The 21258-nt window shown below is 72.0% G+C and carries 17 protein-coding genes; 5 read left to right on the forward strand and 12 right to left on the reverse strand.

Going from position 1 to position 21258, the window contains the following annotated elements; translation table 11 throughout:
• Window positions 1-376: 376 nt before the first annotated feature.
• From galT to KBX71_RS16865, 4 genes are all read right to left on the reverse strand, one after another.
• On the reverse strand, window positions 377-1453 hold the full coding sequence (gene galT, locus KBX71_RS16850; RefSeq protein WP_210818970.1) for a galactose-1-phosphate uridylyltransferase: 1077 nt from the start codon (window positions 1451-1453) through the stop codon (window positions 377-379).
• Window positions 1454-1465: 12 nt separating this feature from the next.
• Window positions 1466-2275, reverse strand: a complete 810-nt coding sequence (locus KBX71_RS16855) for a DeoR/GlpR family DNA-binding transcription regulator (RefSeq protein ID WP_210818971.1) — start codon at window positions 2273-2275, stop codon at window positions 1466-1468.
• Window positions 2276-2386: 111 nt separating this feature from the next.
• Window positions 2387-3916, reverse strand: coding sequence for an adenylyl-sulfate kinase (gene cysC / locus KBX71_RS16860; RefSeq protein ID WP_210818972.1), 1530 nt, complete (start codon window positions 3914-3916; stop codon window positions 2387-2389).
• 88 nt (window positions 3917-4004) lie between these two features.
• The gene (locus KBX71_RS16865; protein ID WP_210818973.1) at window positions 4005-5519 is read right to left on the reverse strand and encodes a glycosyltransferase family 2 protein; all 1515 of its coding nucleotides are present in this window, start codon (window positions 5517-5519) and stop codon (window positions 4005-4007) included.
• 239 nt (window positions 5520-5758) lie between these two features.
• On the opposite strand from KBX71_RS16865, the gene KBX71_RS16870 reads away from it, so the two are divergent.
• The 5 genes from KBX71_RS16870 (at window position 5759) to KBX71_RS16890 (ending at window position 10013) form a co-directional block, all read left to right on the forward strand.
• Window positions 5759-6673 (forward strand): ABC transporter ATP-binding protein, encoded by a 915-nt coding sequence (locus KBX71_RS16870; RefSeq protein ID WP_210818974.1) that lies wholly within the window; start codon window positions 5759-5761, stop codon window positions 6671-6673.
• Window positions 6666-7571, forward strand: coding sequence for an ABC transporter permease (locus tag KBX71_RS16875; RefSeq protein ID WP_210818975.1), 906 nt, complete (start codon window positions 6666-6668; stop codon window positions 7569-7571). Before KBX71_RS16870 ends, KBX71_RS16875 begins: the two co-directional genes overlap by 8 nt.
• Window positions 7571-8482 carry an ABC transporter ATP-binding protein gene (locus KBX71_RS16880; protein ID WP_210818976.1) on the forward strand — a complete coding sequence of 304 codons (912 nt, stop codon included), beginning with the start codon at window positions 7571-7573 and terminating at the stop codon, window positions 8480-8482. The genes KBX71_RS16875 and KBX71_RS16880 overlap by 1 nt, the downstream gene beginning before the upstream one ends.
• A 4-nt stretch (window positions 8483-8486) precedes the next feature.
• On the forward strand, window positions 8487-9197 hold the full coding sequence (locus KBX71_RS16885) for an ABC transporter permease subunit (protein WP_210818977.1): 711 nt from the start codon (window positions 8487-8489) through the stop codon (window positions 9195-9197).
• Between the two features lie 171 nt (window positions 9198-9368).
• Entirely contained in the window at window positions 9369-10013 is a 645-nt protein-coding gene (locus tag KBX71_RS16890) for a hypothetical protein (RefSeq protein WP_124822273.1), read from the forward strand.
• 44 nt (window positions 10014-10057) lie between these two features.
• On the opposite strand, the gene valS is transcribed toward KBX71_RS16890, so the two are convergent.
• From valS to KBX71_RS16930, 8 genes are all read right to left on the reverse strand, one after another.
• Window positions 10058-12622, reverse strand: a complete 2565-nt coding sequence (gene valS, locus KBX71_RS16895) for a valine--tRNA ligase (RefSeq protein ID WP_210818978.1) — start codon at window positions 12620-12622, stop codon at window positions 10058-10060.
• 81 nt (window positions 12623-12703) lie between these two features.
• Window positions 12704-14584, reverse strand: coding sequence for an ABC transporter ATP-binding protein (locus KBX71_RS16900; RefSeq protein WP_307847115.1), 1881 nt, complete (start codon window positions 14582-14584; stop codon window positions 12704-12706).
• A complete protein-coding gene (locus KBX71_RS16905; RefSeq protein WP_210818980.1) occupies window positions 14581-16437 on the reverse strand; it encodes an ABC transporter ATP-binding protein in 1857 nt (618 codons plus the stop codon). Before KBX71_RS16905 ends, KBX71_RS16900 begins: the two co-directional genes overlap by 4 nt.
• Before the next feature lie 37 nt (window positions 16438-16474).
• Complete coding sequence (locus tag KBX71_RS16910; protein WP_124822278.1) at window positions 16475-16984, reverse strand: methylated-DNA--[protein]-cysteine S-methyltransferase; 510 nt, start codon at window positions 16982-16984, stop codon at window positions 16475-16477.
• The gene (locus tag KBX71_RS16915; RefSeq protein WP_210818981.1) at window positions 16981-18462 is read right to left on the reverse strand and encodes a DNA-3-methyladenine glycosylase 2 family protein; all 1482 of its coding nucleotides are present in this window, start codon (window positions 18460-18462) and stop codon (window positions 16981-16983) included. Before KBX71_RS16915 ends, KBX71_RS16910 begins: the two co-directional genes overlap by 4 nt.
• 87 nt (window positions 18463-18549) lie before the next feature.
• Window positions 18550-19965: an FAD-binding oxidoreductase gene (locus KBX71_RS16920; RefSeq protein ID WP_210818982.1), complete on the reverse strand. Its 1416-nt coding sequence runs from the start codon at window positions 19963-19965 to the stop codon at window positions 18550-18552.
• 218 nt (window positions 19966-20183) lie between these two features.
• Window positions 20184-20684: a hypothetical protein gene (locus KBX71_RS16925; protein WP_210818983.1), complete on the reverse strand. Its 501-nt coding sequence runs from the start codon at window positions 20682-20684 to the stop codon at window positions 20184-20186.
• Window positions 20681-21190, reverse strand: a complete 510-nt coding sequence (locus KBX71_RS16930) for a SigE family RNA polymerase sigma factor (RefSeq protein ID WP_210818984.1) — start codon at window positions 21188-21190, stop codon at window positions 20681-20683. Before KBX71_RS16930 ends, KBX71_RS16925 begins: the two co-directional genes overlap by 4 nt.
• Window positions 21191-21258 lie beyond the last annotated feature (68 nt).

Raw genomic sequence — 21258 nt, forward strand, 5'->3', positions numbered from 1 at the left:
CGCGCGCACAGCAGGGCTGATGCCGTCTTGGCCCTGCCCTACGCCGCCATGGCCCGTGTCCCTCGCGGCGGCCGAGCGGGGATTGGCCTCGACCGCCGAGACCGTTCCCCGAGGTCAGACCAGGTTGGTGCAGAGCACGACGGTGCCGGCCGGCGGGCACTCCAGGAAGCGTGATGTCTGTGAGTCATCACGATGACTCATAGACATCACGCTTCCTGCCGTGTGGGGTGGGAGGTCGGGCCGCGCTCACGGCCGTGCCGAACGCCCCGCGAGCCCGCACGTCCGCGAGCGCGTCGGCGTGCACTTGTTGCCTGGCCGGGTCGAGGCGGCCGATCAGGTCTTCGAGCTGGCGTACGAGGTTGGCGGCCGGGAGCGTTCAGGCGGCGCGCAGCAGGTCGGCGGCGCGTTCCGGGGCGATGTCGTTGATGAAGACGCCCATCCCGGACTCGGAGCCCGCCAGGTACTTCAGCTTGTCCGTGGCCCGCCGGATGCTGAACAGCTGTAGGTGCAGGTGGCCCAGTTCGCGGTCGATCCGCACGGGCGCCTGGTGCCAGGCCGAGATGTATGGCATCGGCATGTCGAACAGGCCGTCGAAGCGGCGCAGCAGATCCAGGTAGAGCGGCCCGAAGGCGTCCCGCTCGCTGTCGCTGAGCGCCGGGATGTCCGGCACCACGCGGTGCGGCGCGACGTGCACCTCGAACGGCCAGCGCGCGGCCGCCGGGACGAACGCCGTCCAGTGTTCGTTCTCGGCGACCACCCGGTCACCTGTGGCGCGCTCGGCGGCCAGCACGTCCGCGTACAGGTTGCCCCCACCGGTCCGCTCGGCGTGCCGGCGTGCCGCGGCCAGCAGCGCGCGGGTGCGCGGCGTCACGAAGGGGTACGCGTAGATCTGCCCGTGCGGGTGGTGCAGCGTGACACCGATTTCGACGCCCCGGTTCTCGAAGCAGAAGACCTGCTCGACGCCGGGCAGCGCACCGAGCACCTCGGTGCGGTCGGCGAGCGCGTCCAGCACGGTGCGGACCCGGCGCGGGGGCAGGCTGGCGAAGGAGGAGTTGTGGTCGGAGGTGAAGCAGACCACCTCGCACCGGCCGAGGCCCGGCCGGACCGGTGTGAACGGGGTGATCTCTCCGGGCTCCTCGGCCACCCGACCGCTCAGCGACGGGAACCGGTTCTCGAAGACCACCACGTCGTAGTCGGGGGCGGGGATCTCGGTCAGCCGGTCGCCCACCGACGGGTCGAGGGGGCACTCGTTCGCCGGCGGGAGGAACGTGCGGGTCTGCCGGTGCACGGCGACCGCCACCCACTCGTCGGTCAGCGGGTCGTAGCGCAGCTGCGACGCGGGGGGAGGCGGCGGCAGGTCCCGGAGGTCCGGCTGGTCGCGGACCGCGTCGTCGCGCTCGTCGAAGTAGATCAGCTCCCGGCCGTCGGCCAGGTCGATCGCGGTGCGCTTCACGGCGCCGTCCCCTCAGTTGTCGGCGTGCGCGTCACGCGGCCCGCCCCTTGTCGCCTTCACCATGATCAGTTCGCCCACGTGTTCGCCGAGTACCCCTCGTGCGGATGGAGGCAACCGGTCGTCGCTCACCAGTACGTGGGCCGCCGCCAACTCGACGATCGAGGAGATGCCCACAGTGCCCCACTTGGTGTGGTCGGCGAGCACCACCAGTTGGTCCGCCGCGGCCACGAGCGCCCGATCGGTCTCCGCCTCCATGAGGTTCGGGGTGGTGAAGCCGGCCCGCTCGGTGATGCCGTGGACGCCCAGGAAGAGCAGATCCAGGTGCAGTGCCCGGACCGCCCCGACCGCGAGCGGACCGACAAGCGCGTCCGACGGTGTGCGTACGCCCCCGGTGAGCACCACCGTCTGGTCCGGGCGGCTCCCGGCGTGCATGATCTCGGCCACCGGCAGCGAGTTGGTCACGACGGTCAGCTCGGGCACGTTCACCAGCCTGCGGGCCAGCTCGGCCGTGGTGGTGCCGGCGGAGAGCGCGACCGCCGCTCCTGGCCGGACCAGCTGAGCGGCCCGGTCGGCGATGGCCGCCTTCTCCGGCAGTTGGCGGACCGACTTGGCGCGGAAGCCCGGCTCGTCGGTCGAGCTCGGCCCGGTTGTGGTGGCGCCGCCGTGCACCTTGGCGAGCAGGCCGCGCTCGTGCAGCGCATCCAGGTCACGCCGGATGGTCATGTCGGAGACGCCGAACTCGCCTGCCAGGTCGCTGACCCGGACGCCGCCGGTCGAGCGGACCCGCTCCAGGATGGCGGCCTGCCGCTGTTGAGCGAGCATCAGCCGTGCCTCCCCGAGCTTCCACGTATCTCACGCGGTCAAACGTGTTCCAACAAAGATGAACACTAGCGCGTGCCGGTCAGCTGTGGAAGGAACGGGTACGGCGACGCCTCAGGCCGACGCGATCGTCAGCTCCACCCAACCGGTCTCGGTCAGATGGTGCAGCACGGCCTGGACCGCGTCCGCCACGCTCAGGTCGGTGGTGTCGAGCACCAGGTCGGCGTCGGTCGGCTCCTCGTACGGATCGTCGATGCCGGTCATCCCGGTGAGCAGGCCGGCCCGCGCTCGCGCGTACAGACCCTTGCGGTCCCGTTGCTCGCACACCTCCAGCGGGGTGGCCACGTGCACAAGCACGAAACCCGCCCCGGCGGCGAGGGCCATCTCCCGGGCGGTCGCGCGAGCCGCCGCGTACGGGGCGATCGGGCAGCAGATGCCCACCCCACGGTGCCGGGCGATCTCGGCGGCCACCCAGCCGATCCGCCGCACGTTGAGATCGCGATCGGCCTTGCTGAAGCCCAGCCCAGCGGAGAGCTCCCGGCGCACCACGTCCCCGTCGAGCAGGGTGAGCGTGCGGTCGCCGCTCTCCCGTAACGCGTCCGCCAGCCCTCGGGCGATTGTCGACTTGCCGGAGCCGGAGAGACCGGTCAGGAAGACCACCAGCCCTCGCTGCCGACGCGGCGGCCGGGCCCGGGCCAACTCCCGCGCCACGGCGGGCGGAGTGTGCCACTCCGGTAGCGGGAAGCCCCGGTCGAGCAGGTCGTCGATCTCCGGCTGGGTCAGCGCGAGCCGACGGTTGCGCGGTGGGATGTCCTCCCGCCAACGCCACTGCCCGTCCCGGTTGTCGTACGCCAGTTCGCGTGGCACCAGCACCCGCAGCCCGGCACCGGAGAGCATGTCCCCGGTGGAGAGCAGGTGGGTGACCCCGTACGCGGCGGAGACCCGGGCGCGCAGCAACGCGTCACTGATCTCCTCGCGTCGGTGCGACAGCGGCACCGCGACCAGTGTGGCGGGCGGCATCCGGTCCCGCGCGGCGAAGATCGTACGGACCAGCGCCTCCGGTGGGAGCCCGTCGACGCCGCCCTCACCGACCGGGATCATCACGAGTAGATGAGCGGCCAGGGTGCGGGCGGCATGCGCGATCTGGGCGAGCTGCGGACGATGCAGCGGCCGATCGGCGATCACCCCGAGCACCCGGCCCGGGGGCAGCAGCGCGCGGACCTCCTCCGGGTTGCGACGCAGTCGCTGGAACGGACCGTGCCCGCCGTCGCCCAGTCGCCGGACCTGGCCGCCCACCCCGGCCACGCCCTCGCGCACCGGCCAGACGTCGGCCACGTCCAGGGCGGCCGCCGGCGCGCCCTCCCCGTCGGTCAACACGAGCGCCCGGCGGGCCGGGTCGCGCGGATCGAAGCTCTGCGCCAGTGCGGCCGGCACCTGGAGAACGACCGCTACCTGCCACGGTGTGCCGTCGGCCAGCCGGGAGCGTCGGCTGACCGAGACCAGGTCGGCGCGGGTCATGAAGCCGGTCAGAGGGGCGTACGCGCCGGTCAGCAGCAGCTCCAGATCCGCGAGCTCACCGGGACGTGGCGTGTACGCCGGTGCGTCCCGTAGCACCTCGTCGGGCAGCACCCAGCCGTTGCTCATCCACACCCCCCACTCGCTGACCGGCACACAGTTTCGCAGCCGACCGCCGATCGGTCGAGGGCGCCACTCCCGGACCCCGGCGGGCGGATCAGCGCTTGATCCGCCGGCCTACCGCCGACCGCAGCCGGTTCCACATCTTCCGCTCGTCGCGGATCCGGGGTCGCGAGCCGTCGGCCCGGCAGATGAACACCAGCGGCAGTCGCGCGTCCTCGGTCCAGCCCACGTTGGTGATCCGGGCCTTGAGCAGCCAACTGCCCCTGGTTCGGCCTCCGTTGAGGGCGGCGAAGTCGATCGTGGCGGTGGCCCGGTGCACCAGGTGGACGGTGTCCGCTCCGGTCGTACCGGTGATCCGCTCGGTCTGGAAGGTGTTCGGAAGGAAGATCTCGGCCCCGGTCTCCCGGTGGCGGGCCACCAGGTCCAGGCGGGCCTTGCGCACCTGCGCGGTGGCGTCGAGCACCTCGGGGGCGATCTCCTCCATCGGGAGCATCAGCACGTCGCGGCCGTCGTCGGCCTGGAAGCCGACCGGCTGGTCCGCGGAGCGCAGTTCGGCGGCGACGGTCACCGTGACGGCGTGGTCGGCCTGCCGGAGTTCGTCGATCGTGCCGTGTGCGGCGATGCCCGCCTCCCAGGAGGCAAGCCTGCGCAGGTCCGCGACGCGGCCCCGCTCCGCCAGGTACGCCACGGCGCGGAGCAGGGGCGGCAGCCCGCCTGCGACGCCAGGGGCGAAGCGGTCCTGGATGATCTTCTGGACCTCCAGCGCGACCTGGTCCAGCCACGCCTCGGGGGCGTCCAGCAGCCGCTTGCCGCGCAGTCGGCTGAGCATCTCGTTGCGCAGCCAGCGCCGGTGCAGCCGGTCCCGCAGCGGACCCGGCTCGGTGTTGGCGTCCACGACGTCCAGCGCCTCCCGCACGCTGGCGAAGTAGCTCGACGGGTCCAGCCGACCCGCTGTGACGTTACGCGCGTCGCCCCGCTGGACGTGGTGGTAGCAGGTGTAGTCGGACAGCACCGAGGTGCGCCGGGACAGGAAGTAGGCCCGGACGACAAGTGAGTGGTCCTCCAGCCGGCGCTTGCCGCCTTCCGGGAACCGCAGACCGTGCTCGTTGAGGAACGACCGCCGGAACAGCTTGTGGCAGGTCAGGCTGTCGATCAGCGGGGAGTTGCCAAGGGTGGCGTCGAAGCGGTTCTTCCGGAACAGCTCCCGTGGCACGGGACGCCCGTACCCGGCCATCTTCCCGACCACGATGTCCGCGTCGTTCGCCTTCGCGCACGCGTGCAGCCGTTCCAGCGCCTCGTCGGCGAACCAGTCGTCGTCGTCGGCGAAGAAGACGTACTCGCCGCGGGCGTGCTCGACGCCGAGGTTGCGCGGACGCGACGGCCAGCCGGAGTTCTCGATGTGCAGCACCCTGATGTGTGGGTGCTCAGCGGCCAGCCGATCCAGTCGCTCGGCCGTGTCGTCGGTCGAGCCGTCGTCGACGAAGATCGCTTCGAACTCGTCCGCGGGCAGTGACTGGCCCAGCAACGAGGCGGCGAGCTTCTCGATGTGCGGGCCGCAGTTGTACGCCGGCACCACGACGCTCACCTTGGGGACGCCCACTTCGGCCATCAGGATCCCTCCCGCGTCATAGGTCGATCACCGGGCGGGTCGATGCCTGGTGAACGGGAGGTGAATGGTGTCACCCCGGATGTCTCTTTCTCCAGGCGGGGTCGGGGCGAATGCGGGACCGGCGGAAACGTCGCAGCCGCCTCCGCTAGGACCTTAGGGGTCCGCCGGGGCAAGGAATCAGGGGAGCGCCCGGGGCGTGCCGGTGTTCCTGGTGGGCATCGACTCCCTACGCTGGGCGCGTGACACTGATCGCGACCCAGTCGCTCACCAAGACGTACGGAGGTCGGGTCACCGCACTCGCCGACCTCACCGTCGCCGTCGAGCCCGGGATCATCGGCTTGGTGGGCGCGAACGGCGCCGGCAAATCCACCTTGATCAAGATTCTGCTCGGCCTGATCGCACCAACCAGCGGTCAGGTCTCGGTGCTCGGCATCGACCCGACCGCAGACCCGGCGGCTGTCCGCAACCGGGTCGGCTACATGCCGGAGCACGACTGCCTCCCACCTGACCTGTCCGCCGCCGAGCTGGTCACCCACCTCGGCCGGATGAGCGGTCTGCCCCGCACCGCGGCTCGTGAGCGGGCCTCGGAGGCGCTGCGGCACGTGGGGCTCTACGAGGAGCGCTACCGCCCGGTCGGTGGCTACTCGACCGGCATGAAGCAGCGCGTCAAGCTGGCCCAGGCGCTGGTGCACGACCCCGACCTGCTGTTGCTGGACGAGCCGACCAACGGCCTGGACCCGGCCGGCCGTGACGCCATGCTGGCCCTGGTGCACCGGATCGGCACCGAGTTCGGCATCTCCGTGCTGGTCTGCTCGCACCTGCTCGGCGAGGTCGAGCGGATCTGCGACACGCTGATCGCCATCGACGGCGGCCGGTTGCTGCGCGCCGACAACATCTCCGCGATGACCACGGCCACCGACGTGCTCGCCGTGGAGGTCAGCGAGGGCACCGAGGAGCTCGCCGCCCGGCTCGCCGAGCTGAAGCTGCCGGTTGCCCGGGATGGGCGTCTGCTGCTCGTGCCGCTGGCCGACGACAACACCTACGACCTGATCCTCGGCGCGGTCGCCGAACTGGACCTGCCACTGCACCGACTGGACCAGCGCCGGCACCGGGTGGCCGAACTCTTCGCCACGAGGGAGCTCACTCATGCCTGAGCCGTCCACCGCCGCCGTGCGCCCCGCGCCGACCGGCGTCATCCACGACATCGGCTACCAGCGCTACGAGGGCCCGAGGTTGGGCCGTCGGCAGGTCTTCGGCGCGCTGTACGGCCATGGGCTGCGCACCGCGTTCGGCTTCGGGCGCAGCGCCAAGGCCAAGATCTTCCCGTGGCTGGTGGTCGGCATCGTCACCCTGGTAGCGGTGGCCCTGGCCGCGGTACGCAGCCAGATCGGTGAGCCGGTCGCCACGTACGCCCAGTTCGCCGACGCGATGAGCTGGCTCGTCATCTTCTTCGTCGCGGTCGTCGCTCCGGAGCTGGTCTCTCGGGACCTGCGCAGCGGTGTGCTGCCGCTGTACTTCTCCCGGCCGCTGCCGCGCACCGACTACGCGCTGGCCAAGCTGCTGGCGCTGGTCACCGCGCTCTGGCTGCTGCTCGGCGGCCCCCAGCTGCTGATGTTCCTGGGTGCCGCGTTCACCACCAAGCAGGGCATGCGCGGGGTGTGGAACGAGCTGCTCGACCTGCTGCCCGGGCTGCTCTACGCCGGGCTGTGGGCGGTGGTCTTCGCCTCGATCGGGCTGCTGGTCGCCTCGCTGACCGGCAAGCGCGCCTTCGCCGCCGGTGGGGTGGTGGCGGTCTTCCTGATGACCACCCCGATCGTCGGGGTGCTGAGCATTCTGCCGTCGCGCGCCGCCAACGAGCTTGCCGGGCTCGCCTCGCCCTCCACGCTGGTGCAGGGGGTGGGCATCTGGTCGCTGGGTGACCTGCTGGTCGAGGGCGATCCGGGCGAGATGATGATCGGCGGGTACGGCCCGGTCTACGCCCTGGCCGCGGTGCTGCTGGTCGCCGGCGCGACAGCCCTCCTGCTGGCCCGCTACCGGAAGGTCGCCTCCTGATGAGCACGCTGAGCCTGACCGGGGTTTCCCGGTGGTACGGCAACGTGGTCGCGGTCAACGACATCAGCATGGCCCTCGGCGCGGGTGTGACAGGTCTGCTCGGCCCGAACGGCGCCGGCAAGACCACGCTGCTGCACATGATGGCCGGGTTCCTCGCCCCGTCGCGCGGCACTGTCACCCTCGACGACGAGCCGACCTGGCGCAACCCCGACGTCTACCGGCGGCTGGGGCTGGTCAGCGAACGGGAGGCGGTGCAGGGTTTCCTCACCGCGTACGAGTTCGTGCTGGCCAGCGCGAAGCTGCACCGGCTGCCCGATCCCGCGGCCGCGGCCCGACGGGCGATCGATCTGGTCGAGCTGGAGTCGGCGCAGGACCGCCGGATCGGCACGTACTCCAAGGGCATGCGCCAGCGCGCCCGGGTGGCCGCCGCGTTGGTGCACGACCCGCAGGTGCTGCTGCTCGACGAGCCGTTCAACGGCATGGACCCGCGCCAGCGGCTGCACATGATGCAGCTGCTGCACACCCTGGGTGACGCCGGCCGGACGATCCTGTTCAGCTCGCACATCCTGGAGGAGGTCGAGCAGGTCTCCGGCACGGTGCAGGTGATGGTGGCCGGCCGATTGGCCGCCTCCGGCGACTTCCGGACCATCCGCCGGTTGATGACCAACCGCCCGCACGTCTTCGCGGTGCGTTCCACCGACGACCGGGCGCTGGCCGTCGCGCTGATCGCCGAGGCGTCGGTGAGTGGGGTCGAGCTGGACCCCACCGGCCTGACCGTGCGGGCCGGTGACTACGGCGCCTTCACCCGGGCGCTACCCCGGATCGCACTGAGCAAAGGCATTCGGGTGCGCCAGCTGGTGCCGTCCGACGAGTCCCTGGAGAGCGTCTTCTCCTACCTGGTGGAGGCCTGAGTCCATGTCGACAGTTACCTGGATCACCGCACGTGGGTTGTTCGGCCGACGTCGGTTCCTGCTGCTGCTACCGCTGCCGCTGGTGTTGCTCGGGCTGGCCGTGCTCTGTCGGTCGCTGGGGGTGGACCCGGGCCAGTGGGGACCGCCGGTGCTGGTCGGCCTCGGTCTGGCCGTGGTGCTGCCGGTGGTTGCGCTGATCATCGGCACGGGTGTGCTGGGCGCCGAGATCGACGATGGCACTGTGGTGCACATCCTGACCAAGCCGCTGCCGCGTTGGCAGATCGTGCTGCCGAAGCTCGCGGTGGCCACCGGGGTCAGCGCGGTCACCGCGGCGGTGCCGCTCTACGTCGCGGGCGTGCTCGCCGATTCGGTACGCCTCGGTCTGGGGCTGGCGGTCGCGGCGGCGCTCGGCGCGCTGGCGTACTCGGCGTTGTTCCTCGCGCTCAGCCTGGTCACCAGGCGGCCGGTGCTGCTCGGCCTGGTCTACGTGCTGATCTGGGAGGGGCTGCTGGGCAACTTCGTCAGCGGCACCAAGGTGCTCTCCATCCAGCAGTACGTGATCGCCCTCGCCGACCGGATCGCTCCCACCGGGCTGCTGGAGACGAGCGTGTCGGTGCCGGTGGCGTCGGTGATGACCGCGCTGGTCAGCGTCGGCTTCACAGTGCTGGCCATCGATCGCCTGCGCTCGTTCAGCGTGGCTGGCGAGACGAGCTGACAACGGTGTTAGGGCGTGTGTCGAAGCCCCTGGCCGGACCGCCGCCTGGACTCCGCCTCGGCTCGACCGAGGCTTCGACACACGCCCTGGGCGCTGTTCCGGCCAGCCCCCGCGTGGCGGTAGGGCTGGCCGGATGGACCGGTCGGGCCACATCGGGCCAGGCTGGTGGGCGTGAGCGTCGAAGCGGAGCGGACGTCGTTGGCTGAGCCATACTCCCGGAGCAGCCGGCCGTGGCTGACCAGCCTGGCCGTCGCCGGGCTGGCCTGCGCCACTGTCGCCACGGCGGCTCAGGGCAGCGGCCAGTTCCACTGGTGGGCGGTGTTCATCCTGATCCCGGCCGCGCTGATCGCGGCCAGCGGTGGGCCGCTGCTGGCCCGCGGCGGTGGCCGAGCCTTCGCGGGGTACATGCTCGCCTGCGTCGGCACGATGGTCTTCGCGGTCGGCGCGCTGCTGATGTTCGGCGTGATGGGGCGGGGCTGGCCGCTCATGGTGGTGTTGCCCTGCCTGGCGGTGGCCGGCACCTACGGCTGGCGGGCGGCCCATCCGCTCGCCCGCGGCCTGCACCGGGCGGTGGCTCTGCTCGCGCTGACCGGAGCGCTGCTCGGCCTGACCCTGCAACTGATCCGGGTGGAGCTGATCCACCTGGAGACCGGCTGGTGGGGGGCGTTCCTGATGCTGGCCGGCGCCATCGTGCTGGGCAACGCGGGGGAGCTGACCCGGCACCGGATGCCGTACCGCCTCCAGGCGATCACCCTGCTGGTCGGGCCCTCCGTGATCGCGTTCCTTCTCGGGCTGCGTTTCCTGCGCGGTTGGTGACCCGCCGGCCCGCCGCCGCCCGAGCGGGCGACGGCGGGCACCTGTCAGAAGGCGCAGGCGATGACCAGCTCCGGGGTGCGGTCCGGAAGCAGGTCGAGTTTGGCGATCCGGCCCGCCGCCCGTAGGTCGTCGGCGACCAGCGTGAGCTGCTCCAGCAGCGCAGCCGGGCCGAGCGCCTCCGCCAACGGCACCTCCGCCTTCATCGACAGCTTCCGCTCCGACTTGGCCCGTCGCACCTGGCTCAACGCGTCAGCGGCGAGTCGCAGCAGCGCCGGCTCACCCGATCCCTCGATCGTCCGGGCCACCTCGTAGGTGGTGGGCCACGGCGCCTGGTGCACCGAGCCGTACCGCCACCACGACCAGACCTCCTCGGTCACGTACGGCAGCACCGGGGCGAACAACCGCAGCTGCACGGACAGCGCCGACGCCAGCGCCGCCCGTGCGGAGTCGGCCCCCGGGCCGGTGCCGTAGGCACGCTCCTTGACCAACTCGATGTAGTCGTCGCAGAACCGCCAGAAGAACGCCTCGGTCACCTGCAAGGCCGCCGTGTGGTCGTACGAGTCGAAGGCGGTGCTCGCGGCGGTGACCACGGTGGCCAACTCGGCGAGCATGGCCCGGTCCAGTGGGGTGGTGGCCAGGGCGCGCAGGGCGTCCGCCGCGCCCAGCCCGAGCGCGAACTTGGACGCGTTGAGCAGCTTGGTGGCCAGTCGCCGGCCGACCTTGATCTGCGCCGGGTCGAAGGCCAGGTCCATGCCCGGCTTGCCGCTGGCCGCCCAGTAGCGCACCGCGTCCGAGCCGTGCTGCTCCAACAGGGCCAGCGGGGTGACCACGTTCCCCTTGGACTTCGCCATCTTCTTGTGGTCGGGGTCGAGGATCCAGCCGGAGAGCACTGTGTCCCGCCAGGGCAGCACCCCGTGCTCGAAGTGCGAACGGATCACACTGTCGAAGAGCCAGGTCCGGATGATCTCCTGGCCCTGCGGGCGGAGGTTCATCGGGAACACCCGGGCGAACAGGTCCGGGTCGGTCTCCCAGCCACCGACGATCTGCGGGGTCAACGACGAGGTGGCCCAGGTGTCCAGCACGTCCGGGTCGCCGACGAAGCCGCCCGGCTGGCCGCGCTGCGACTCGTCGTAACCGGGTGCCGGATCGCTGGATGGATCGACCGGCAGCGCGGACTCGTCCGGCGTGAGAGGGTGGGACCAGTCCGGCTCGCCAGTGTCGTCGAGCCGGTACCACACCGGCACCGGCACCCCGAAGAAGCGTTGGCGACTGACCAGCCAGTCCCCGTTCAGGCCGCCCACCCAGTTGTCGTAGCGGTGTTTCATGTGCGCCGGCACCCAGTGCAACTGCTCGCCCCGGGCCAGCAGCGTGGCCCGCAGCGCCTCGTCCCGGCCGCCGTTGCGCAGATACCACTGTCGCGTCGAGACGATCTCCAGTGGCCGGTCGCCGCGTTCGTAGAACTTGACCGGGTGGGTTATCGGGCGCGGCTCGCCGATCAGGTCACCGGCGTCGGCCAGCATCCCGACGATCTCCCGGCGGGCGCCGTTGACGGTCTGCCCGGCCAGCGCCGCGTACGGCTGTGCCGGCACCCCGTGCGGCGGCTCGGGGAGCAACCGACCGTCCCGGCCGACCACCACCCGGGTGTCCAAACCCAGCTCCCGCCACCAGGTCACGTCGGCCAGGTCACCGAACGTGCAGACCATCGCGACGCCGGTGCCCTTTGCCGGATCGGCGAGTGGATGGGCGTACACCGGCACCTCGACGTCGAACAGCGGGCTGCGCACCGTGCCGCCCACCAGGTCGGTGTACCGCTCGTCGTCGGGGTGGCAGACCAGTGCCACACAGGCCGGCAGCAGCTCGGGCCGGGTGGTGTCGATGAGCACCTCACGCCCGTCGGACGCGGTGAACCGCAGCCGGTGGTAGGCGCCGGGGCGCTCCCGGTCCTCCAACTCCGCCTGGGCGACAGCGGTGGCGAAGCCGACGTCCCAGAGCGTCGGCGCCTCCGACTGGTACGCCTCACCGCGGCGCAGGTTGCGGACGAACGCCCGTTGGCTGGTGGTCCGGGCGATCCGGCCGATCGTCGTGTACGTCAGGGACCAGTCCACCGAGAGCCCCAACCGCCGCCACAGCGCCTCGAAGGCCTGCTCGTCGGTGACCGTCAGCCGTTCGCACAGCTCGATGAAGTTACGCCGGGAGATCGGGGTGGGATCGCGGCGGGCCGCGTCGTCCACCGGAGCCGCCGGTGGCCGCCACACCGGGTCGTACGCCAGGGCCGGATCGCAGCGCACCCCGTACACGTTCTGCGCCCGACGCTCGGTGGGCAGGCCGTTGTCGTCCCAGCCCATCGGGTAGAAGACGGCCTTGCCGCGCATCCGCTGGTACCGGGCTGTGGTGTCGGTGTGCGTGTACGAGAACACGTGCCCCATGTGCAGCTCGCCCGATACGGTCGGCGGCGGGGTGTCGATCGAGAACACGTCGCTTCGCTGCTTCGAGCGGTCGAACGCGTACGTGCCTTCCTCCTGCCAGCGGCGTGCCCAGCTCTCCTCGAGCCCGTCCAGGGTCGGACGCTCGGGAACGCCGGCGCGGGCCGTCCTCGCCGTATCGGTCATCCTGCGATCGTAGGCACCTCCCGGGTGCGGGGCGACGTAGTTGCGGCCGAACACACCGGCCGACGGGCTTTGACGCACGCGCTAGACCAGCGAGTCGCGCCACTGGCGGTGCAGCGCCGCGTACCGACCGTCGGCCTGGGCGAGCACGGCGGGTGGGCCGTCCTCGACGACAGTTCCGCCGTCGAGGACGAGCACCCGGTCGGCGATCTCCACTGTGGAGAGCCGATGGGCGATCACCAGTGCGGTCCGGTCGCGCAGGATGGTGCCGAGTGCCCGCTGCACCAGACGTTCCGTCGGCACGTCCAGCGACGACGTCGCCTCGTCCAGGATGAGCACCGTCGGGTCGGCCAGGAACGCGCGGGCGAACGCGACAAGCTGCCGCTGCCCGGCGGAGAGCCGGCCGCCGCGTCGGTGCACCTGGGTGGCGTACCCCTCGGGTAGTGCGGCGATGAAGTCGTGCGCGCCGATCGCCCGCGCGGCGGCCTGGACGGCGGCGTCGTCGGCCCCCGGGCAACCGAACCGGATGTTCTCCGCGACGGTCCCGCTGAACAGGTGGTTCTCCTGTGTCACAAGCACCACGGCGCGGCGAAGGTCGGCGTCGCGTACGTCGCGCAGGTCGACCCCGTCCAAGCGGATTGTGCCGGTGTCGGGGTCGTGGAACCGGGCGACCAGCTTGGCGATCGTCGACTTGCCCGCCCCGGTGGGCCCGACCAGCGCCACGGTCTGCCCGGTCGGCACTGTCAACTCCAGCCCGCAGAGGATCGGGGTGTCGACCCGGTAGCCGAAGTTGACCGCCCGAAAGATCAACTCGCCGCGGCCGGGCCCGGTCGGCAGCGGCGTGGGCCGGGCCGGTTCGGCGACGGCCGGTCGTTCGTCGAGCACACCGGCCAACTTCTCCAGTGCGGCGGTGGCCGACTGCAACGAGTTGTAGAACTGGCTCAGCTCCTGCATCGGCTCGAAGAAGCGGCGCAGGTAGAGCAGGAACGCGGCGAGCACGCCGACCTCGGTCTGCCCGCCGAGCACCCGCCAACCGCCGTAGCAGAGCACCACAGCCACCGTGACGTTGCCGATCAGCTTGATCGCGGGCGAGTACGTGGCGATCAGCCGGAACGCGTGCAGGCTGCTTCGTCGGTAGTCGTCGCCGAGCGCCGCGAAGATCCGTTGGTTGCGGGGCTCCCGGCGGAACGCCTGCACCGCCCGGATGCCCCGCATCGACTCCACGAAGTGCACGATGACCAGCGCGACCGCGTCCCGGGTCCGTCGGTACGCGCTGGCCGACGACCTGGCGAACCAGCGGGAGAGACAGAACAGGAACGGGAAGGCGAACAGCGTCACGGCGGCCAGCGGCAGGTCCAGCCAGAGCAGGATGGCGGCCACCGACAGGATCGAGAGCCCGGCCAGCACCAGGCTGTCGATTCCCCCGTCGACCAACTCGGCGATCGAGTCCAGGTCGCTGGTGAGCCGGGAGACCATCCGGCCGGACGTGTACCGCTCGTGGAAGCCCACCGACAGCCGCAGGAAGTGCCCGAACACCCGCTGCCGCAGGTCGAGCAGGACGGCCTGGCCGATCCGGGCGGAGAGGGTGAGGAAACCGCGGCGGGCCGCGTACTCGGTCACCGCGGCCACCGCGAACGCCCCGGCGACGGTGATCAGCGGGCCGGGGTCGCCGGCGCGCAACGGCGGGATGGCCCGGTCGATGCCGATCATGACCAGGTACGGGCCGGCCATCGCGGCGCCGTTCTGGGCCAGCAACAGGGTGACCGCCGTGGCGAGTCGCCTCCGGTGCGGGCTGAGCAGGTCGCCCAGCAGGGTGCGGCTGAGCCGGCGCAGCCTGGCCACCGCCTCGGGGCTGGTGTCCTCGGCTCGACTGCGGTCGGCCTCCGGGTCGGTGGCGGTTCCGCGCCAGCGGGTGAGCTCGGGCTCCTCCTCGGGAGGTGGGTCGGCCTGCTTCGGCACGTTCACGAGCGCACCAGCCCCCACCCGTCCGAAGGGGACGGGCTGGGCCCGCTGGCTCCGGCCGGTGGCGGATGCCCGGCGGGCGGCTCGGCGGCGAGCAGCGCCCGGTACGCCGGGACGGTGGCGAGCAGGTCGGAGTGCCGACCGGTCGCGGTGATCCGCCCGTCCTCCAGCAGGGCGACCCGGTCGGCCAGCGCGATCGTCGACGGTCGGTGCACCACCAGCAGCGCGGTGCTGTCGCGCAGGACCCGCCGCAGCGCCACTTCGACAAGGGCCTCGGTGTGCACGTCGAGAGCGGAGAGCGGGTCGTCCAGCACCAGCACCGCCGGTCGGCCGAGTACGGCCCGCGCCAACGCGAGCCGTTGCCGTTGCCCACCGGAGAGCGACAACCCCTGCTCGCCCACCCGGGTGGCCAACCCCCAGGGCAGGTCGTACGCGAAATCGGCCTGGGCCAGCGCGAGGGCCGCGCGGATCTCGTCGTCACCGGCGTCCGGGCGACCCAGGGCCAGGTTCTCCCGCACCGACATGGAGAAGAGCGTGGGCTCCTCGAACGCCACCCCGACCAACCGGCGCAGCGAGGCCAGCCGCAGCTCGCGCAGGTCGTGCCCGTCCAGGGTGATCCGGCCGGCGGTCACCTCGTGCAGCCGGGGCACCAGGGAGAGCAGCGTGCTCTTGCCGCAGCCGGTGGCGCCGACCAGGGCCAACGTCTCGCCCGGCTCGATGGTCAGGTCGATCTCGCGCAGCACCGGCGAGGCGGCACCCGGGTAGCTGAACGCGACCCGCTCGAAGCGCAGCCGACCGCGTACCGCGTCGCGGGGTAACGCGACCGCGCCGGGGGAGTCCACGATCTCCGGTGGGGTGTCCAGCACCTCCTGGATCCGGTCGGCGGCGGTGGCCGCCTCCTGACCGTTGGCGATGATCCAACCCAGCGACTGCACCGGCCAGATGAGCATCAGTTGCAGGCTGACGAACGCGACCAGCTCACCGATGGTGAGCGCGCCCTGCGCGGCGGCGGCCGCCCCCGCCGCGAGCACCACGCCCAGGGTCACGTTGGGCACCAGGTCGAGCAGCGCCGAGGTGTTGGCCAGCAGCCGTCCCTTGCCGACGCCTGTGTCGTGCAGCCGCCGGGCCGCACCGGCGAAGCGAGCGGCCAGTTCGGGCCCCCGCCCGTACGCCTTCATGGTGCGCAGACCCTGCGCGGTCTCCTCGACAAGCGTCGCCACGTCGCCCTGCTGATCCTGCATCCGGCGGGACGCGGCGTGGTAGTGCCGCCCGAACCGGCGACTGATCAACAGCAGCGGCACCGCGCTGGCAGCGACCAGCACCCCGAGCGCCGGGTGCAGGTTGATCAGCAACACCACCACGACCACGTACGTGGTCAGGTTGAGCACCAGGAAGAACACGCCGAAGGAGAGGAACCGGCGGATCACCGACAGGTCGCTGGTGATCCGGGAGAGCAACTGGCCGGACTGCCAGCGGTCGTGGAAGCTGGTCGGCAGCCGTTGCAGATGGGCGTAGACGTCGGCGCGCAGCGCCGCCTCCATGCCCACCGCCGAGGACGACTGCACCCACCTGCGGATGAAGATGAGCACCGCCTCGACGACGCCGAGCAGCAGCGCCAGGCCGCCCAGCTGGAGCAGCCCGGCCGGTTCGTGTCGGGCCACCGGCCCGTCCACGACCCTCTGCACCACAAGCGGTACGGCGATCCCGGCCGCGGTGCCGGCGAGCCCCGCGACGAGCAACCAGGCGAACTCGGCGGCGTACGGGCGCAGGTAGGGGCGTAGCCGCCAGAGGTTGTGCGCGGGGTGGGTGCCCGCAGCGGCCCGGGCGGCCGGGTCGCCGTCACTCTCCACAGGCACTACCAGACGGTAGCGTCAATGAGAGTCGGTGCTCCTGTCAGCTTGTTGTCAAGCGCCGCTCATGACCGAGAAGCCACTTCTTCACGTCCAGCCCCCAGCGGTAGCCGCCGAGCGTGCCGTCGGTGCGGAGGACCCGGTGGCAGGGCACGAACAGGGCTGCCGCGTTGCGGGCGCAGGCGGCCGCGGCGGCCCGCACCGCCGGTGGTCGACCGGCCAGCGCGGCGTACCCGGTGTAGGTGACCGGGGTGCCCGGCGGCACCTCGCGCAGCACCTGCCAGGCGTGCGCCATGAACTCTCCGCCGGTGCGTTGACGGACCGGCACCGTGTCGATGGCGGCGAGGTCACCGTCCAGGTAGGAGCGGACCGCCGCGCTGACCGGGCCGAGGTCGGCCCGCTCCCGCAGCGGCGCCCGCAGGGCCGGGTGGACCAGGGGCAGCAGCGCCGACGGGTCCGGGGTGAAGCCGGCTGCTCGTACGTCGCCGTCGGGACCGGCGAGGATGCTGAGTGGGCCGGCAGGTGTGCTCAGTACGGTGCTGTCGATGTTCATGCCGCTCTCCAGAGTCTGATCGTGGCGTAGGACCGCCAGGGCCGCCAACGCTCGGCGTACCTGTCGAGGGATTTTTGGGTGTCGGGCAGGCCGAGCGCGGCGGCGCCGCGCCGGACCGCGAGGTCGGAGCTGAGCAGGACGTCCGGGTCGCCGAAGGCGCGCATGGCCAGGTAGTTGGCGGTCCACGGGCCGATGCCGGGCAGCGCGAGCAGCCGCCGAACGGCCTCCCCCCGATCCACCCCCGCCGCAAGGTCAACAGACCCGTCCGCCACCCCCCGAGCCAACCCCCGCAAAGCCTCCCGCCGCCCCAAAGGCATCCCAAATCCCAGATCCGGCACCGCCAAAAGTTCCTCCGCGCTCAAAAACCCCCGCAGCCCGCCCCGTTGATCATGGGGTTGACCTGGGCTTGGATCTTCATCGACCTCGTCAACCTCATGATCAACGCGATGGGTGAGGAGGAGGCGGGTCAGGGTAGTTTTTGCGGATCTCACCGAGACCTGTTGGCCGATGATGGCGCGGACGGCCAGCTCGAAGGCGTCGACGGACCGGGGGACGCGGATTCCGGGTTCGGCGGCCACCGCGGGGGCGAGCGCCGGGTCGGCGGCCAGCGTGGCGTCGATCGCCGCCGGGTCCGCGTCCAGGTCGAGCAACCGGCGGCAGCGGGCCACCGCCGGCGCCAGGTCACGCAGGTCGGCGAGCCGCAGTGTCGCCGCCACGTGCCCGTCCGTCGGGGTCAACGCCACCTGGCCGGTGCCGTGCGGCAACCGCAGACCCCTGCGGTACGTCCCGTCGCGGACCTCCTCCACCCCCGGCAACGCCCGCACGGCGAGGAAATCCAGCAGCGCCCGAGAGTGCAACGGCGGGCGGTACGCCAGCCGGAGCGCGATGATCCCCGCCCCGGCCGGGGCCTGCTGGCGGCCACGGGCCGTGCGCAGGTCCGACGGGGCGCTCGCGTACACCTCGCGAAGCGTGTCGTTGAACTGCCGCACACTGCCGAAGCCGGCGGCGAACGCGATCTCGGCCATCGCGAGGTCGGTCGTCTCGATCAGGATCCGGGCGGTCTGGGCGCGCTGGGCCCGGGCCAGCGCGAGCGGCCCGGCGCCCATCTCGGCGCTCAGCATCCGGTGCAGGTGCCGCTCGGTGTAGCCCAGACGGGAGGCCAACCCCGGTACGCCGTCCCGGTCGACAACCCCGTCGGCGATCAGCCGCATCGCCCGACCGACCACGTCCGCGCGGACGTCCCAGAGCGGCGAGCCGGGCGCGGCGTCCGGCCGGCAGCGGCGGCAGGCGCGCAGCCCGGAACCCTGCGCGGCGGCGGCGGACGGGAAGAACCGGACGTTCTGCCGCTTGGGCGTGATCGCCGGGCAGGACGGCCGGCAGTAGATGCCGGTGGACGTCACGCCGGTGTAGAACCAGCCGTCGAACCGCTGGTCACGGCTGTCCACGGCCCGGTAACACCGCTCGAAGTCCATCTCCATGTCACCGATGATGCCCCGCTGGACCGGTCATCGGCTGGCGGAAATCGGACCTGGGCGTGCGCGCCGGGTGCGGACCCCGCCGCGGTGTCAGCGGCGACGTCGGTGCGGCTGACCGGACCGACCGGTCCGGGTGGTCTGCCCGGTCCGGTTGGTCTGCGCGGTGCGGCTGGTCTGCGCGGTGCGGCTGCCCTGGCCGGTCAGCAGGGCCGGTCGGAACACACCGTCCGGGTCGTACCGCTTCCACAGCCGCCGGACCCGGGCCCCGGTCTCGCCCGGGTAGATCCGGGCGAACGCGGCCGGGTCCGGCCGGCTCTCGAAGTTGACGTACGCGCCGTCGGCGCGCGCCCCGGCGGCCCGCCAGGCGGCGTTCAACGCGGCATCGGCCTGCGGCGGAAACACCGAGGCCACGATCAGCGTGTCCTGGTGACGATGCGGGTACGCGGTCGCGTCGGAGGCGACGTCGTTGACCGCCCCACCCAACGAGCGGAGCTGGATCACGGCCCGCCCCGGCCCGGTCACCGCCCGCGTCACGGCCCGCGCCCCGGCGTCGTCCAGCGCGGTGAACAGACCGTTCGTGGTGGTGCCACGCTGCTGCCCGACGTTCGGGTTGAGGTGCGCGGTCGGCACCAGCGTCGGGTAGGGCAGCAGGTCGGTGCGGTGTTCGAGCACCTTGCCGATGGCGAGCAGCGGTTCCACCGCCGGTCGGGCCCGGCGCAGGCTCTCGGCGGCGACCACTGCGGTGATGGACATGAGGACCGATCGACCCTCCGCGAACACCACGGCGGCGGCGGACAACTCCCGTGGCGCCCGCGCGAGGTAGCTCGTCCACTCCCGGACGGTGCGACCGTCCGGATGCGCCTCGACGACCAGCTGGGCGACACCGACGTTGCGCTGCTCGGCCGCCTCGATCTCGAACGCCACCACGATCCCCGCGCCGGCCCCGGCACCACGGACCAGCCAGAACAACTCCGGCTCGTGTTCGGCGTCCGCGCGCACCAGCGTCCCGTCCGCCAGCACCACCTCGACCGCACGGACCCGGTCGATGGTGAGGCCGTGGGCGCGGACCAGCCAGCCGACCCCACCGCCGGTGGCCAGGCCGCCCACGCCGACGCCGCCGTAGTCACCCGAGCTGATCACCAGGCCGTACGGGGCCAGCGCCTTCGCGACGTTCGCCCAGCGGGCGCCGGCCTCGACCCGGACCAGCCCGGCCCGCTCGTCGATCACCTGAACCCGGTTGAGCATGGACAGGTCGATGACCACCCCGCCGTTGTTGGACGAGGCTCCGGAGAGGCCGTGCCCGCCGCTGCGGACCGCGATGGGCAGCCGTTGCTCCCGCGCGTAGCGGAGCGCGTCGACCACCTGCGCGGTGGTCTTCGGCAGCAGGACCGCGGCCGGTGAGGCCGACCTGGTGTAGGTCGAGCGCAGCTGCGCGTACCGGCGGTCGCCGGGTGTGACGATCTGCCCCCGGAGGGAGTCGGGCACCCGGGCCATGGCGGTGCTCATCGTCGCCCCCGCAGCTCGCACCTCGGGTATCCGGGATCGGTCATGGCCCAAGAATGAGCAGGCACGCCGGTCTCGACAAATTTCGCTCCCGTCGGTCACCTTCGCGCGACGCTCGCCGCTACGGGGAGCGCCGTGCGGAGGTGACCGACATCTCCGATCGATTCCCGGGGTGACCGGTCAGGTCGGGGCGGAAGAACCACCGACCTGACCGGTTCTGCTCAACGCGACGGGATCGGCACGGCCGTCGGCCGGCCCGGCACACCGGGCGGGCCCAGCGGAGGCGACGGGGTTGGTGAGACGGACGGAATGCCCGGTGCGCCCGGCAGGCCCGGCCGGCTCGGCTTGGCCGTCGGTTGGCCCGGTACGCCGGGCGGGCCAGGTGTGACAAGCGGGTCCGTCTTCGCGCCGCCAGGGCTCGGTTCGATCGTCGGCACCGCGGTGGGCGCGGATGGCGTGGGCACGGGCGGGCTGGGCACGGCCGCCGGTCCGGCCGGGCTGGGCACGGCCGGCGGAGGCTCGTCCGAGCCGGTCGCCGCCAGGGCGATCGGGGTGGCGATCAGGATCGCCGCCAGGGTGCCCACCGCCCCTGCCGTCACAGTGGCGCGGCGTCGGTTGCGCACCCGCCGTTCCGCTCGGCTCAACTGGTCATGCACGATCGGTGCCTCCTCGGCCAGGTCGGTGAGGGTGGAGCGGATGAGGTGCTCGAAGGGTTCGGTCATCGCCGCACCTCCAGCATGTCGACGTCCGGCAGAAGGTCGCGCAGTCGTTGCACCGCTCGATGGGTACGGCTGCGTACGGTGCCCACCGAGCAGCCCAGCAACTCGGCCACCCGGGCTTCGGGCAGGTCCTCGTAGTAGCGGAGGACCACCACCGCCCGCTGCGTCGGTGGCAGGTGACGCAGCGCGGCACGCATCGCCAACCGCACGTCGGAGCCGCCGCTGGGGTCGCCGCCGACCGGTTCGTCCGCCGGGTTGAGCGGTGTCTCCCGCCACCGGCGAAGTCGCCGCCACCAGCTGATCTGCTCGCGGTACATCACCACCCGCAGATAGCCCTCGGGATCGGTGTGCCGAATGGTTCCCCACTTCGGGATGGTCCGCGCCAACGCCGACTGGAACAGGTCCTCGGCGGCGTTGCGGTCCCCGGTCAGCAGGTACGCGACCCGCATCAGCGCCGGAGTCCGACTGCCGACGAACTCGGCCAGCCGCGCGCGCTCGTCCTCGTCCACCCGTCACCCCCGTTTCGTTGTCACAGATACAGACGCCCCAGGTCATCGTCGCTATCCACGATCGGTGG

This window comes from Micromonospora sp. D93 (assembly GCF_018070365.1).
Taxonomy (GTDB): domain Bacteria; phylum Actinomycetota; class Actinomycetes; order Mycobacteriales; family Micromonosporaceae; genus Micromonospora; species Micromonospora ureilytica.

Coding starts and splice junctions, on each gene's coding strand:
- KBX71_RS16855 (WP_210818971.1), bottom strand. CDS start 2,275: ATGCTCGCTCAACAGCGGCAGGCCGCCATCCTGGAGCGGGTCCGCTCG.
- cysC (WP_210818972.1), bottom strand. CDS start 3,916: ATGAGCAACGGCTGGGTGCTGCCCGACGAGGTGCTACGGGACGCACCG.
- KBX71_RS16865 (WP_210818973.1), bottom strand. CDS start 5,519: ATGGCCGAAGTGGGCGTCCCCAAGGTGAGCGTCGTGGTGCCGGCGTAC.
- KBX71_RS16875 (WP_210818975.1), top strand. CDS start 6,666: ATGCCTGAGCCGTCCACCGCCGCCGTGCGCCCCGCGCCGACCGGCGTC.
- KBX71_RS16880 (WP_210818976.1), top strand. CDS start 7,571: ATGAGCACGCTGAGCCTGACCGGGGTTTCCCGGTGGTACGGCAACGTG.
- KBX71_RS16885 (WP_210818977.1), top strand. CDS start 8,487: ATGTCGACAGTTACCTGGATCACCGCACGTGGGTTGTTCGGCCGACGT.
- valS (WP_210818978.1), bottom strand. CDS start 12,622: ATGACCGATACGGCGAGGACGGCCCGCGCCGGCGTTCCCGAGCGTCCG.
- KBX71_RS16910 (WP_124822278.1), bottom strand. CDS start 16,984: ATGAACATCGACAGCACCGTACTGAGCACACCTGCCGGCCCACTCAGC.
- KBX71_RS16915 (WP_210818981.1), bottom strand. CDS start 18,462: ATGGAGATGGACTTCGAGCGGTGTTACCGGGCCGTGGACAGCCGTGAC.
- KBX71_RS16920 (WP_210818982.1), bottom strand. CDS start 19,965: ATGAGCACCGCCATGGCCCGGGTGCCCGACTCCCTCCGGGGGCAGATC.
- KBX71_RS16925 (WP_210818983.1), bottom strand. CDS start 20,684: ATGACCGAACCCTTCGAGCACCTCATCCGCTCCACCCTCACCGACCTG.